The organism is Dyella sp. SG562, from assembly GCF_011759495.1.
In the GTDB taxonomy this organism is placed as follows: Bacteria; Pseudomonadota; Gammaproteobacteria; order Xanthomonadales; family Rhodanobacteraceae; genus Dyella_D; species Dyella_D marensis.
Window position 1 is genome coordinate 233,656 of sequence record NZ_JAAOYS010000005.1, and the last position, 16,510, is coordinate 250,165.

Annotated in this window: 1 protein-coding gene (cut by a window edge); it reads right to left on the reverse strand. The window is 69.6% G+C overall.

Features of this window, described 5'->3' with window-relative positions:
- Nucleotides 1-16,510, reverse strand: the 3' portion of a protein-coding gene (locus FHW84_RS12035; RefSeq protein WP_167255762.1) for a non-ribosomal peptide synthetase. It continues 15,281 nt past the right edge of the window; only the last 16,510 of its 31,791 coding nucleotides appear in the window; its start codon lies off the right edge, out of view — the gene reads right to left on this strand; its stop codon occupies nt 1-3.

Consider the following 16,510-nt stretch of genomic DNA (forward strand, 5'->3'; position numbering starts at 1 on the left):
TCACGGACTGGCCGCGGTGAAGGAAAGATTCGGCGTGTAGCGGCCGATCCGCGCCGAGATGTCGCGCGCCAGCTTTTCATTCAGCGGCGCCGACACGATCGACAGATGCGAACCGCCGATCCGCGACACCTCCAGATGCCGCCCCACCAGGTCGCGCCAGCCGAGCGAGACCTCGTCGCCTTCATGGCGATCGGCGGCGAAATACGTCACCGGCAGCTGCGCCGCCGGCGGACGATAGTCGTCGGCCGCGCGGCCGCAGGCTTCGTACAGCGCCACCGTGCGCTTCACTTCGTCCGCATCCAGCCCCGCCGGCACCAGCCCCGCGCCCATGCACAGCGCGATCACGCCGTCGAGGTCGCCGCGGATGGCGCGCGCCATCAGCTCGGGATAGTCGGGATGGGTGCGCCAGTCGCCGGCCAGGTTCAGGTCGAGCAGCCAGTTCAGCAGCGCGCGGCAGGCGTCGTGCTGCACCGGATGCCGCTCGCGCTCCCTGGCGCGCAGCGCCGGCGCGCTGGTGTCGATCATGCCGACGAACTGCACGTCCTCGCCCGCCGCCAGCAGGCGGTGCGCGATCTCGTACGCCACCATGCCGCCCAGCGACCAGCCGGCCAGCAGGTACGGACCGGACGGCCGCACTTCGCGGATCGCATCCAGATACGCCGTGGCCATGGCGTCGATGCTCCGGTGCAGCGTCTCGCCCACCGCCAGGCCGTACACCGGCTGGTTGGCATCCAGGTGCTGGGCCAGGTCGAACGCGTACTGCACGCCGCCGCCGATCGGATGGATCAGGAACAGCGGCGCAGCCGTACCCTTGGCGCGGATCGGCACCAGGTTCGGATGCAGCCCGCCCTGCTTGCGCGTATCCACGAACGAGGCCAGCGCGCCCAGCGTGGCGTGCGAGAACAGGTCGCGCAGCTCGATCTCCGCCACGTGCCGCTTGCGCAGCTGCGAGACCAGCTGAGTCGCCAGCAGCGAATGGCCGCCGAGTTCGAAGAAGTCGTCGGTCAGCCCGACCTTCTCCACCTTCAGCAGCTCCGACCACACCGCGGCAATGGCCTTTTCCATCGCCGTGCGCGGCGCGACGTGCTCGCCTTCGTCCTGCACCATCTCCGGCGCCGGCAGCACCTTGCGGTCGACCTTGCCGTTGGAGGTCAGCGGCATCGTCGCCAACCCCACGAAGTACTCCGGCACCATGTAGTCGGGCAGCGTCTGCGCCAGGGTGCGGCGCAGCACCGCCGGATCCGGCAGCGCCTGGCCGTCGTGCGCCACCAGGTAGGCCACCAGGCGCTGCACGCCGCGCTCGTCCGGCCGCGCCAGCACCACCACGTCGCGCACCGCCTCCAGCGCCGCCAGCGTGGATTCGATCTCGCCCAGCTCGATGCGCAGGCCGCGGATCTTCACCTGGTGGTCGCTGCGGCCCAGATACTCGATATTGCCGTCCGGCAGATAGCGCGCCAGGTCGCCGGACAGGTACATGCGCGCACCGTCCTCGGCGCTGAAGGGATTGGGGATGAAGGTCTGCCCGGTGAGATCCGGCCGGTTCACGTAGCCGCGCGCCAGGCCGACGCCCGCGATATACAGATGGCCGACCACGCCCACCGGCACCGGGTTGAAGTAGTCGTCCAGGATATGGATCTGGATGTTCGCGATGGGCTTGCCGATCGGCACGCAGTTGAGCGCGCTGTCCTTGCGGCACTGCCAGTAGGTGACGTCGACCGAAGCCTCGGTCGGGCCGTACAGATTATGCAGCGCCACGTGGTCCCAGGTGGCGAAGAAGCGCTGCTGCAGATCCATCGGCAAAGCCTGGCCGCTGCACATCACCTGGCGCAGCGAGCGCCCGCTGCCGGGTTCCACTTCGTTGAGGAACACTTCCAGCATCGGCGGCACGAAGTGCGTGGTGGTGATGCGCTCGGCGTCGATCAGGCCGGCCAGGTAGGCCACGTCCTGGTGGCCGCCGGGCTTGGCCACCACCAGGGTGGCGCCTTCCAGCAGCGGCCAGAAGAACTCCCACACCGAGACGTCGAAGCTGAAAGGCGTCTTCTGCAGCACGCGGTCGGCGGCGGTCAGCGGATAAGCCTCCTGCATCCACTCCAGGCGGTTGACGATGCCGCGATGGTCGATGCCCACGCCCTTGGGCTTGCCGGTGGAGCCGGAGGTGTAGATCACGTAGGCCAGATCGCCCGGCTGGGTGGCGTTGACCGGATTGCCGGCATCCTCCATCGCCCAGCTCGCGGCGTCGCCGTCGATGCACAGCACCGGCAGGCCGGGAATCGCCGGCGCGGCGTGGCGCAGGTGCGTCAGGGTGAGGATCGCCGCGGGCGCCGCATCTTCCACGATGGTGGCCAGGCGGTCGGACGGATAGGTCGGGTCCAGCGGCACGTAGGCGCCGCCGGCCTTCTCGATCGCATACAGGCCCACGATCATCTCGATCGAGCGCTCGGTGCACAGGCCGACCAGCACGTCCGGCCCCACGCCGAGATGGCGCAGGTGGCGGGCCAGGCGATTGGCCTGCGCATTGAGCTCGGCATAGGTCAGCGAGCGGTTCTCGTACACCACGGCCACGTGCTCGGGCGTGCGCGCCACCTGCGCCTCGAACAGCTGGTGCAGCGTGTTCGTCTCCGCCGTCACGCGCGGATAGGCCTTGGCGGTGTCGTTGAAGCCGTAGACCAGCTGCCGGTATTCCGCCTCGCCGATCATCGGCAGCTCGCCCAGCGGCCGCTCCGGCTCTGCCACGATGGCCTGCAGCAGGTTGGCGAAGTGCTCGCCCATGCGCTCGATGGTGGCGCGGTCGAACAGGTCGGTGTTGTACTCGAAGCTGCCGTACAGGCCTTGCGGGCCTTCGCTGAAGGTCAGCGTGAGATCGAACTTGGCGGTCACCGTCTCGTGCGGCACCAGCTCCAGCTCCAGCCCCGGCAAGGCAAGATTCAGCGGCGCGTTCTGCAGCACCAGCATCACCTGGAACAGCGGCGAATAACTGGTGTGGCGTTCCGGCTGCACCGCGCCCACCAGCTGCTCGAACTGCACGTCCTGGTGGGCATAGGCGTCCAGCGTGGTGGCGCGCACCTGCTTGAGCAGGTCGGTGAAGCCCGCGCTCAGGTCCACCTGGTTGCGCAGCACCAGGGTGTTGACGAAGAAGCCGATCAGGTCCTCGATCTCGCTGCGGTTGCGGTTGGCGATCGGCGTGCCGATGCAGATGTCGTTCTGCCCGGAATAGCGCGCCAGCAGCACGTTGAAGGCTGCGCACAAGGTCATGAACAAGGTGCCCTGCGACTTGCGGCTCAGCGCCTGCAGCTTCGCGCTGAGCTCCGCCGGCAGCGCATAGGCCAGCGCGGCGCCATCCTGGCCCTGGGTGGGCGGACGCGGGCGGTCGGTGGGCAGGGTCAGCAAGGTCGGCGCGCCGGCCAGCTGCTTCTTCCAGTAGCCGAGCTGCCGCTCCAGCACCTCGCCGCTCAGCCATTCGCGCTGCCAGCGCGCGAAGTCGACATAGCGCATCGGCAGCTCCGGCAGCGCCGCCGGCGCACCGAAGGCGCGGCTGGCATACAGCGTGCCCAGCTCGCGCACCAGGATGCCCATCGACCAGCCGTCGGAAACGATGTGGTGCATGGTCAGCAGCAGCAGGTGCTCGTCGTCGGCCAGGCGCAGCAGGCTGCCGCGCACCAGCGGCCCGCCGTGCAGGTCGAACGGCGTGCTCGCCTCGTCCAGCATCAGCTGGCGCGTCTGCGCCTCGCGCTCGCCCGGCGCGCTGGCGCGCAGGTCGTGCAGCGCCAGCGCCAGCTCCACGCGCTCGGCGATGTACTGCACCGGCGTGCCGTCCACGCTGCCGAAGCGCGCGCGCAGCGCATCGTGGCGCAGCACGACGTCATTGAGCGCGCCTTCCAGCGCGGCGGTATCCAGCCGGCCCTTCAGGCGCACCGCGGCGGGAATGTTGTAGGTGGGGCTGTAGCCTTCCAGCTGATCCAGGAACCACAGGCGCTGCTGCGCGAACGACAGCGGATAGCTTTCTTCCCGCACCGCGGCCGGCGCCGCCACCGTGCTGGCCGGAGCCGTGGCAGGGGCTGCGGCGGCCACCCATGCAACCAGGGCGGCGACCGTCGGCGCTTCGAGAATCGCCGCCACCGGCACCTCCACGCCGAACTCGTCGCGGATGCGCACCGCCAGCCGCGTCGCCAGCAGCGACTGGCCGCCGAGCTCGAAGAAGTCGTCGTCGAGCGCCACCGACGGGCGGCCCAGCAGCTCGCACCAGATGCGCATCATGGTGCCGGTGGCATCGGTGGCCGGAACGTCGGCCGCGGCGAGCGCCAGCCCTTCCTTACGCACCGCTCCCAGCGTCGGCAACGCATCGACGGCATCCGGATAACGCACGTCCGTCCAGCACACCTCGCGTGCGAACGGATAGCTCGGCAGGCTCACGCGGCGCGGCTTGGCGGCGCCGGCGTACAAGCCGTTCCAGTCGAACGCGAACCCCTTCACCCACAGGTCGAGCAGCTTGCCGTACTTGCCCTTGGCCACCCAGGCCTGCACCGCGGCCTGCATGTCCTCGTCGTCGGCCAGCGCGGAGAACGCATTGCGCTTCGCCTGTCCCGCATAGACGTCGTCCACGTCCTTGCCGCCGGCGAGGATCGCCGCCAGCTTGCCGCGCAGCTCGTCCAGCGATTCCACCAGCAGGGCCAGGCGCTCCTCCATCGCCTCGCGCCCCACCTGCAAGGTGTAGGCGATATCGGCCAGCGCCAGATCGGAGGCGTGCCGCTCCGGCGCCAGCGCCGCGAGCAGCCGTTCCACTCGTGCCTTCAAGCGTTCCGGATCGCGTGCGGACAGCACGATCATGGCCGGACCAGGCAGGCTGCCGCGCAGCGACGACGACGGCTCGACGTACTCCTCGATCACCAGGTGCGCATTCGCGCCGCCCGCGCCGAACGAAGAGATGCCCGCGCGCCGCGGAAACTCCCGGCGGCGCCCGTCGACGTCCAGCTGCGGCCGCGTCCACGGCGCCAGCGCCTGCTGCACGAAGAACGGCGTGTCGGCGAAACGGATCTCCGGATTCGGCGTGGCCGCATGCAGGCTAGGCGCCAGCATGCCGTGCTTCATCTGCATCAGCACCTTGCTCACCGCGACGAAGCCGCTCGCGCTTTCGCTGTGGCCCAGGTTGGACTTGGCCGAACCCAGCGCGCAGAACTGCCGGTCCTGGGTCCACTGGCGGAACGCCTTGGCCAGGCCCGCCACCTCGATGGGGTCGCCAAGGTGGCTGCCGGTGCCCTGCGCTTCCACATAGCTCACCGTGCGTGCATCGATGCCGGCGCGGCGCAATGCGTCGCCCACCAGCTGCGCCTGCATATTGGGGTTCGGCACCAGATAGGCGTTGGTCTTGCCGCCCGAATTGATCGCGCTGCCCTTGATCACGCCATAGATATGGTCGCCGTCGGCCACCGCGCGATGCAGGGGCTTAAGCACCAGCGCGCCTACCGCCTCGGCGTCGACGAAGCCGTCCGCGCCGGCCGCGAAGGACCTGCACTTGTCGTCGGCCGACAGCATCGCCATCGAGGCCAGGTCGATCAGCTGGGTCGGCGCCACGATCAGGTTCACGCCGCCGGCGATCGCCACCTCGCTGTCGCCGCTGCGCAGGCTTTCCAGCGCCAGATGGATGGCCGTCAACGAGGACGAGCACGCGGTATCGACCGCCAGGCTCGGCCCCTGGAAATTGCACAGGTGCGAAATGCGGTTGGCGATCGACCAGAAGCGCGCGCCGGTGGCGTAGTGCTCGTTGGTGACGCCGACGAACACGCCGACCTTGCGCGTGGCGCTGAGGCCGGCGGCCGTATAGCCCGCGTCCTCGATGCTCGCATGCACCTCCTGCATGAACAGCCGCTCCTGCGGGCTCATCAGGCGCGCCTCGCTGGGCGCGATATGGAAGAACAGGCGATCGAAGCCCTGCACGTCGTCCAGCAACCCGGCCCAGCGCGTGTAGGTCTTGCCGGCCTGGCCCTTGCGCTCGTCGAAGAAGCGGCCATGCGCCCAGCGTTCCGGCGGCACTTCGCTCACGCTGTGGCGGCCGGCGGCGAGGTTGTCCCAGAACTGGTGGACGTCGTTGGCGCCGGGGTAGCGGCCGGAGAGGCCCACGATGGCCACGTCGAACGGCGCCACTGGGGCGGGCACGGTGGGGATGGTGGCTTCCACCGGCTGCACCTCGCGTGCCGCAGTGCTGGCTGTCTGTACCACGGCGGCCGGCGCTGCAGCCGGCGCGGCGGCGGCCATGCCCGCCCAGCGCGACAGTGCCGCCGGATCGGTGCGCAGGAAGTGATCGACCAGCGCTTCGATATCGTGGTGCTCGAAGAACAGCGTCGCGCCGATCTGCTCCGCGCCGAACACCACGCGCAGCGCATCGGTCAGTTCCATCACCAGGATCGAATCGAGTCCGTACTCGTCGAAGCCCACCGTCGCCCCGATCGCCTCCAGCGGCAGCGCCAGGCGCCGGCTGATCAGCTTGCGGAACTGCAGGATGCTCTTTTCGCGCAGCACGGCGCTGGCCGGCTGCGTGTCGGTGGCGTGGCCGTGGTGCGAGGTGAAGTCCTTGGAATCGTTCATGGCAGGTGAGTTCCGTTCGTGGTTCGTGTCGCGTGACAGCGGAGGTGCCGGCTTGAGATGGACCGTGCGCAGGCTGAGTTTTTCGATGCGCACGCAGACCTGGCCGTGCGCATCGCAGAGATCGATATCGAGTTGACGGATGTCGCCGGCGGCCGCGGTGCCCTCGGCGTGGCGCACGTAAGCCCACATGTCGGCGGCGCAGGCCGCATGTGCCTGCACGCCGTCGACGGCAAACGGCAGGGCCAGCGCGATGCCCTCTTCGCCATGCGTCGCCAGATGCATGCCGAGCGATGACTGCAGGGCGGCATCGAGCAGGCTGGGATGCAGCGCGTAATGCGGCAGCGTGGCGGCGACCGGGGCTGGCAGGGAAATCTTCGCCAGCACTTCGCCTTCGCCGACGAACAGCTCGTCGATGCCGCGGAAGGCCGGGCCGTACTGCAGGCCCTTGCTTTCGAAGATGGCGTAGCAGCGCTCGTGGCCGACCTGCGCCACCGTGCAGCGGGCGCGCAGCGCGGCGAGATCGTGCCGTTCGGCGGCAGCCTGTCCCGCGGACGCGATGCCTTGGCTGTGGACGGCGCCGTCCTCGCCGCGCAGTTCGAAGCGGAACGCGCCGTCCGGCTCGGCGGTCAGCGCAAGCTGCAATGACAGTCCGCTGTCGTCCGCTACCGCCGGGCGGATCCATGCGACCTTGCCAAGCCGGACGCCGGATCCCGGCATCGCCTGCTGCGCGGCGGCGCGGGCCATTTCCAGCTGGGCCACGCCGGGCAGCACGCGGCGCCCTTGCACGCGATGGTCGGCGAGGAAGAACTCGCTGCCGTCGAAGCGGCTGCCGAAGCGGCCTGCCGCCGCATCGGCGGTCTGCAGCAGCGGATGTTTGCGGGGTGGCGGCGCGACGCGCACGTCGACTCCGGTCCAGCGCCCCATCGCTTCCGGCTCGGCCGCGATGAAATGATCGGCCAGCGCATCGATGCTCGCATGCTCGAAGAACAGCGTGGAGGAAACCCGCTCCTCGATCCCCAGCTCCTCGAACGCCGCACGCAGCGCGTTGGTCAGCTCCAGCACCAGGATCGAGTCCATGCCGTAGCGGTCCAGCCCCGTCGCCGTATCGATCTCGCCGGCCGGCAGCTTCAGCGCCTTGCCGATCAGCTTCGCCAACTTCGCGCGGCAGCGCTCGCGCAGCGAAGCGGCATCCGCCGGCGCAGCCGCTTCGGCTGGACGCGAGACCGTGGCCGCTTCCACCCGTGCCGGCGCGCTCGCCTTGGCCGCGGGCTTCTGCAGCACGACACCGTCGCTCTCCGCGACGATCACCTGCTGCCCCAGCCCATGCGCCGGCTCCGCCGGGAAACGCACCCGGCGATAGCCCTCCTCGCGCAGCACGGCATGCCAGCGCGCCGGCGACAGGCTCGGGCAGCCGGGAATACGCAGCGCCTCGTCCTCGTACAGCCACCAGCCATCGAGCAGGCCGAAGGTCAGATGCGACCACAGCTCGCAGCTGGCCAGCTCGTTGAGCACCAGCTGCCCGTTCGCACCCAGCAAGGCCTTGGTGTTGCGCAGGCTCTCGCGGATGTCTCGCGTGGCGTGCAGCACGTTGGTAGCGATGGCCAGGTCGTAGCCGCCGGCCTCGATCTCCTGCCCTTCGAGCGGGCTGCCGATATCCAGCAGCCGGTACGAGAGATAGGGATACGACGGCCCGTACTTGCCTTGCGCGTGCAGCAGGAAGGCGCGCGACAGGTCGGTGTAGCAGTACTCGCCGATATGTTGCGCATACGGCGCCAGCCGCGCCATGACCCGCGCGCTGGTGCCGCCGGTGCCGGCGCCGATCTCGACGATGCGGATGCGCGCCGCCGGATCGCGCGCCACGCGGGCCGCGACGAAGGCGAGCACCGCCTCGCACAGCACGTCGTTGAAATGATCGGCGACGGCATTGCCCTGGTAGACGCCCTCGACCAGCCGCATCGACGAGTCCGGGAACATCACCGCGGTGGCTTCGACCTCGCCGCGCAGGATCGCCGGCAGCGAGCGCAGCATGGCGTCGACCAGGGTTACCTGGGCCTGCCGCACATGGCCTGCGGCCTGCCATGCCACTTTGCGCGCGTTCCATTCGGACCAGGCGCCTTCCAGCGAAGGGGACACCGTGAGGCCGGCCTGCGCGATCATGCGCAGGCTGTGCTTCAGCCAGCGTGCGTAGCGCGGGGAAGCGGCCGCCGCATCCGCCGGCCCCAAGCCCTGCAGTTCGCCGTGCAGGATCGCCAGCGCCAGCCGGTCGATCTCCCGGCCCTCGGCCGCGAGATGCGCCGCATCGCCCTGGAATGCCGGCGGCACGCTCAGGGTGTCCGCCACCGAGTCGAAGCGGGCCGGGTGCATGCGCACCTTCGCCTGCCCGACCAGATCGAACACGCCGCCGCGCACGTCCTCGCGCACTGCCTTCATAAAGCCCAGCTGCGGCAGCGGCGAACGCAGCAGCCGTTCCAGCGCCCGCATGCCTTCGGCCGGCTCGATCGAACCGATGCCCTGCCGCGCCATGCGCTCGCGGTAATCGCCGGAGGCGACCACGCCGACGCTGCCCCAATAGCCCCAGTTCATCACCTTCACCGGATACGGCAGGCGCGCGGCCAGATGCAGTGCGTAGGCATCCTTGAAGGTGCAGCCCGCCGCATAGTTGCCCTGCCCCGCGGCGCGCACGAAGCCGGCCAGCGAGGACAGGAACAGCATGAAGTCCAGCGGTTGGGCGCCGAACACCTGGGCGATCCGCACGCTGGCCGCGACCTTGGCCGCCAGCCCCGCGCGCAGCCGCGACTCGTCCATCTGCGCCACGCTCTTGTCGAGCAGGTCGATCGCCGCATGCACCACACCGTGGATCGCGCCATGGCGCGCGAGCACTTCCGCGCAGGCCCGTTGCAGCGCCGCGCGGTCGGCCGCATCGGCGGCGATATAGAGCGGCGCCGCGCCGAGCGCGCCCAGCCGCGTCCGCGCCTGTGCGATCGCCTCGTCTTCCGCGCGGCGGCCGATCCACACGATGCGCGCACGATGCGTGCGGATCATATGCTCGCTCCAGGCCTGGCCGATGCCGCCGGCGCCGCCGATCACTACATAGACGCCGTCGTCGCGATAAGGCGAAGCCTGTTGCGCCACGCTCGCCGCATCCACGCGCGACAGCACCTGGCGGAACCACTGGCCGCCACGCCAGGCCAGGGTGGCGCCGCGGCCCTCGCCGGCCAGCCGGTACATGCGGTCGAGCGGCCAGGCATCGGCGCGCGGCATGTCGAGCAGGTGCAGGCGCCAGCTGGCGCACTCCTTCGCCACCGCGCCCATGAAGCCGTGGATCGCGGCATGGCCAGGTGCGACGGTGTCGGAGCCGTGCACGGACTGCGCCTGCACGGTCACCATGGTCCAGTCGAGCGCGCGGCGGTCGAAGCCGAGTGCGAGCAGGGCCTTGACCAGGCGGAACGCAGCGATCACGCCGTGTTCCTGAGCAGCGATCAGCGCGTCGTCGTCATCGGCTGCGTGGGCTTCGTCGACGGCCAGCCAGACGATGCGGTCGAACGAGCCGAGCGCACGCAAGTGTCGTTCGAGCACGGCGGCGTCCACCGGCATCGAATCGAGCACCGCCGCATCCGGCAGCGCATCCAGCAGCATCGCCCGCTGTGCCGGCGAGCCGCCGGCGATCAGGGTGCGTCCGCCTTCCGAGCTTGCGGCAAGCTTCGGCTCGACGACTTCCCAGGTCGGCAGCAGCAGCCATTCGTGGCCGCTGGGCACGGGTTCTACGGGCTCGCTGCGAACCGGCGCTGTCGTCTCCGGCACCCAGTAGCGGCCACGTGCGAACGGATAGGTCGGCAGGCCGATGCGACGCGGCCTGCGCGCACCGTGCCACTGCCGCCAATCGACAGCGGCGCCCTTCACCCAGGCATCGAGCAGCTTGTCCAAGTCGCGGGCCGCGATCCACGCGCCGATCGCCTGCGCATCGGCTGCGGCGTCACGGCGTCCGCGCGATGCGGTGCCACGATGGATGAGTGCCGACGATTCCCCGGCTGCCACGACGGAATGCAACCGCTCACGCAGTTCATCCATCGACGCCACCGGCAACGCCAGCCGCCACTCCATCGCTTCACGCCCCACCTGCAGCGTATAGGCGAGATCGCCCAGATCCACCTCGGACCGCGTAACGAAGTCCAGCAGCAGGCGAACCTGCTCCTGCAGCTGCCGCTCGCTGCGCGCCGACAACAGCACCGGCACCGGCGCGGTCACCGGCGGCCGCGCCGCCACCGGCGCCACATATTCCTCCAGCACCACGTGCGCATTCACGCCGCCGAAGCCGAACGAACTCACACCCGCACGGCGCGGCAGCGGCCTGCCCTGCGCGTCGCGCAATGCCGCCCACTCCCGCGCCTCGCGCACCACGTAGAACGGACTGCCGTCCAGCTCCAGATACGGATTGAGCTGTTCGCTGTGCAGGCTGCGCACCAGGGTGCGGTGCTTCATCTGCAGCAGCACCTTCACCACGCCGGCCACACCCGCGGCCAGTTCCAGATGGCCGATATTCGTCTTGACCGAACCCAGCCCGCAGTACGGCGCGGCCACTGCCTCTGCGCCGAACGCCGCCTTCAGGCCCTGCACCTCCACCGGATCGCCCAGCCGCGTACCGGTGCCGTGCGCTTCGATATAGCTCACCGTGCGCGGATCGATGCCCGCCTGCCGCTGCGCCGTGCGGATCACCTCGGCCTGCGCCACGGGATTGGGCGCGGTCAGCGAGTTGGCATGGCCGCCATGGTTCTCCGCCACGCCGCGGATCAGGCCATGGATGCAGTCGCCATCGCGCTCGGCCTCCGACAGTTTCTTCAGCACCAGCATCGCCACGCCTTCGCCGCGCACATAGCCGTCGGCTCCGGCGGCGAAGGTCTTGCAGCGGCCGTCGGCGCTGAGCATGCCGGCCTTGCTGAAGCTGATATGCGCTTCCGGCGTCACGATGGTGTTGACGCCGCCGACCACCGCGACCGCGGCCTGCCCGCCGCGGATCGCGGCGACGCCGCGCGCCAGCGCCACCAGCGAACTGGAACACGCCGTTTCCACCGGCTCGCTCGGCCCATGCCAGTCGAACATGAAGCTGATGCGGTTGGGCCCGACCGAAGGCACGCCGCCGGTCGAGGCGTACGCTTCGCCACCCAGGCCAGCGCGGTCGACCAGCCGGCCATAGCCGGTGGCGCCGGTGCCGATATAGACCGCCGTATCGCTGCCCGCCAGCGCGTCGCCCGCATAGCCGGCGTCTTCCAGCGCCTTCCATACGTGGATCATGGCCAGCCGCTGCTGCGGATCCATCAGCTCCGCTTCCTTGGGCGAGACGCCGAAGAACATCGGATCGAACTCGTCGACGCCATCGATAAAGCCGCCCCAGATGATCCGGGTGCGGTGCGCCTCGCGGCCCTGGTCGCCATGCAGGCTGCGCCAGTCCCAGCGCGACGGCGGGATCTCGTCGATGCAGTCGCGGCCGTCGCGCAGGTTCCGCCAGAACGCTTCGATATCCGCCGCGTGGGGGAAGCGCCCGCTCATGCCGATGACGGCGACCGGTTCGTCCGCGGCGGGCACAGTAACCACCGGCACGGGTGCGCTCACAGCGGCGGCGGAAGCCACCGCTGCGGCACGCTTGCGTACCGGCGGCGCGGCCACGACGCCCTGCTCGCGCACCAGGTGATCGATCAGGCGGTCCAGCGTGGGATGCTCGAAGAACACCGTCGGCGTCAGCCGCAGCTGGAAGCGCTGGTTCAAGGCGTTGCCGAACTCGGTCAGCGAGACGGAATCGAAGCCGTATTCGCTGAAAGTGGTTTCGCCGTCCAGATCGTCCGGCTTCACCTTGATCAGGGCCGAGACCAGCTCGGTCAGCGCGGTCCATACCGCCTCGCGCGACGATTCGGCCGTCTCTTCGATCGTCATCTCTTCCACCATGGCAGCCGGCGGCGCGGCGATGCCCTGCGTTGCCGTGCCCAGCACAGCCTCGCGGATACGCTCCGGCTCGCCCGCCACCACCAGCAGCTGGCTGGCGTCGCTGGCCCAGGCCTCGCGCAGGATGCGCAGGCCCTCGGCGCTGCCCAGCGGATGCATGCCCAGCTGCTGGCGCATCATCGCCTGCGTCGCGGCATCCACCTGCATGCCGCCTTCGGCCCACAGCGGCCAGTCGATCGACAGCGTGCGTCCCTGCCGCTCGCCGCGCGCCACCCGCTCCGCGCGCTCATGCGCGAAGGCATCCATAAAGGCATTCGCCGCCGCGTAATCGGCCTGCCCCACGCTGCCCAGCGCACCCGCGATGGAGGCGAAGCAGATAAAGGCATCCAGCGCCATGTCGCGGCTGGCCCGGTCGAGATTCAGCGTGCCCGCCACCTTGGCGCGCAGCACCTGGCGCAGTTCGTCGCGGGTCTTGGCCAGCAGGAAGCTGTCGCGCACCACGCCGGCGCTGTGCACGATGCCGTCGAGGCTTTCGAACTCCTCCGGAATGCCGCGCACCAGCGTGTCGATGGCCTCGGCGTCGGCGACGTCCACCGCGTGATAGCGCACCACCGCGCCGAGCGCTTCCAGCTCGCGGATGCGGCTCTTGATCGTTTCGTCCAGCGCGGAACGGCCGGTGAGTACCAGCACCGGGTTGCGCACTTCGCTGGCGATGGCGCGGGCAAAGATCAGGCCCAGGCCGCCGGCGCCGCCGGTGATCAGGTAGACGCCGTGATCCTTCCAGGGCGATGCGCCCTGCGCCGACGGGCGTAGTTCGGTCCATCCGGCGGTCTGGCGCTCGCCGCGCACATGGCGCACGCGCTGCGCGGCGCCGTCTTCCCTCAGCGCGGCGGCGACATCCTGTCCAGCCTCGACCGCGATCAGCTGGCCGAGCAGGCGCGGGCTCTCCAGCCGCGCGGTGCGCAGCATGCCGTCCAGTCCGGACAGCGCCTGCCACTCGCCTTCGCGCGGCACGACGACCTGGATCAGGTGCTGCCCCGGCTGCGCGGTCAGGCCCTGCAGCGTTTCCAGCAGCAAGGTCGCCGCCGCTTCGAACGCGCTGCCGAGGTCGGCACCGCTTGGCGCGACCAGGCAGGCCGCTTGCGGGAACTGCTCGCGGATACGCACCGCCAGCCCGTCTTCCTGGCCGCACAGCAGCACGACTCGCGAAGCGGGAGCGGCAGCACCTTCAAACACGGGACGCACCGGCCATGCAGGCCGGAACATCAGCGTCTCGATGGGTGCGGCCGCTGCAGCGATTACCGGCTCGGCACGTGCAGGCGCCTGCGCCGTTCCTGTGGGGAACCAATGGCGTTCACGTGCGAACGGATACGTCGGCAGGCTGATGCGGCGCGGGCGCACATCGTTCCCATACAGGTGCCGCCAATCGAGATTGAACCCCTTCGTCCATAGATCGAGCAGCCGCTCGTACTTGCCGCGCGCAAACCAGCTGGCCACGGTAGCGGCCATATCATCATCGCCGGCCAGCGCAGCAAGCGCGTCCGCGCCGCGCCGCGCCTGTCCCAGGTAAAGGCCTTCGATCGCCGTATCGCCGGCCAGCCATGCCGCGAGCTTGCCGCGCAGTTCGTCCAGCGAATGCACCAGCAGCGCAAGGCGTTCGTCCATCGCTTCGCGGCCGACCTGCAATGTGTAAGCCAGGTCCGCCAACTTGAGTTCCGGCTTGGCCAGGTGAGCCATCAGCTCGCCTGCTCTTTCGCGCAGCCGTTCTTCGTCGCGAGCGGACAACAGCACCAACGCGGGACCGCCAGGCGGCTCTGCGGCGACGGCGGGCACGTACTCCTCGACCACCACATGGGCATTCGCCCCGCCCGCACCGAAGGACGAGATGCCGGCGATACGCGGATGTTCATGCCCATCGATCACCGGCCGCCGCCATGCGGCCAGCTCCTGCTGCACCACGAACGGCGTCGCGGCGAAATCGATATTCGGATTGAGCACCGCCGAATGCAGGCTGGGCGCCAGCTGCCGGTGCTTCAGCTGCAGCAGCACCTTGGTCAGCCCGGCGATACCGGCCGCGCTTTCGCAATGCCCGATATTCGACTTCGCCGAACCGATCGCGCAGTAGCCCGTGTCGGCCGTCCAGTGCGCAAAGGCCTTCGACAATCCGGCGATCTCGATCGGATCGCCCAGGCTGGTGCCCGTGCCGTGCGCTTCGATATAGCTGACCTGCCGCGCATCCACGCCGCCGGCACGCAGGGCGCGCTCAATGACCTTGGCCTGCGCATTCGGATTCGGCACGGTATAGCCGTTGGTCTTGCCGCCATGGTTGACCGCGGTGGCGCGGATCACACCGTAGATATGGTCGCCGTCGGCCCTGGCCTGCGCCAGGGATTTAAGCAGCACCGCGCCCACACCCTCGCCCGGCACATAACCTTCGCCGCCTTCGCCGAAACTCTCGCAGCGCCCCTTGCCCGAAATGAACTTGCCCTGCGCCAGCACCAGGTATTTGTTGGGGTGCACCGACACATTGACGCCGCCGGCAATGGCCACCGCGCAACCGCCGCGCGCCAGGCTCTCGCAGGCCAGGTGGATCGCCGTCAGCGACGACGAGCACATGGTGTCCAGCGCCAGGCTGGGGCCGTGGAAATCGCAGAAATAGGAGATGCGATTGGCGATCGAGGCCGGGCTGCCCGGCGCCGCCACGAAGCGGCCATGCGCCTGTTCCTGCGCACCGTAGAGCTGGTACTCCTCGTACATCACGCCGGCGAACACGCCGACGTTGCCGTCCTCGGCCACGTTCTCCCGCGTGTAGCCGGCATCTTCCAGCGTGGCATGCACGCATTCGAGGAACAGCCGCTCCTGCGGGTCCATCAGCTCCGCTTCGCGCGGCGAGATATGGAAGAAGCGCGCGTCGAAACGGTCCACGCCGTCGATAAAGCCGCCCCATTTGCCATAGGTCTTGCCGGGGGCGTTGCGGTCCGCGTCGAAGTACAGGCTGTGATCCCAGCGGTCGGACGGGATCTCGGTGATGCTGTCGCGGCCCTGGCTGAGGTTGGCCCAGAACTCCTCGAGGTTGCGCGCCTGCGGATAGCGGCCGGCGACGCCGATGATGGCGATGCCCTCTTCCTTCACTTCGGTGCGGCTGACGAAGGGCGAGCGCAGGCGGCTGGCCGCGACGGGCGCAGAAAGCACGGCCGCTGGCGCGGCCACCGGCGCGGGCGCCGCGACGGTGCTTTCGCCCACCAGCCCGGCCAGCGCCATACGGTGGTGCTGCAGGAAGTAATCCGCCAGCGCGGCGATCGACTGGTATTCGAAGAACAGCGTCTTCGGCAGCGCGCCGAAGGCCTGCTCCAGCCGCGCGGTCAGGTCCAACGTCATCACCGAATCGATGCCGTAGGCTTCCAGGCGGGCGTCGGCGTCGATGCGCTGCGGCGGGAGCTTCAGCGTGGCCGAGAGCATGCGCACCAGGTGGCGCACGGTGCGCTCGCGCAGGTCGTCCGCCGAGGTTTCGACAGGCGCCGCCGTTTGCACCGGCTCCGGTGCCGCGACGCGCTGCCGCGCCCTCTGGCCCAGCACGTCCGCGCGCAGGCGCGCCAGGTCTCCCGCGGCAACCAGCACCTGGGGCGAACCCAGCGACCATGCCTGCGCCAGGGCGGCGCAACCTTCCACGGTCCCCAGCGGCGCCATGCCCCGCTCGCGCAGAAGACGCTGCCGCGTGGCCGCATCGACGCGCATGCCGCCGTGGTCCCACAGCGGCCAGTTGACCGACAAGCTGCGGCCACTGCGCTGGCCTTGCGCAACCAGGCCATCGCGGTGGTGCGCAAACGCATCCATGAAGGCGTTCGCCGCCGCGTAGTCGGCCTGGCCGACATTGCCGATGGCGCCTGCCAGCGACGAGAACACGATAAACGCGTCGAGCGGGAGATCGCGGCTCGCTTCATCCAGATACACGGTGCCGGCAACCTTCGCGCGCAGCACGTCGCGCAGATCCTGGTGC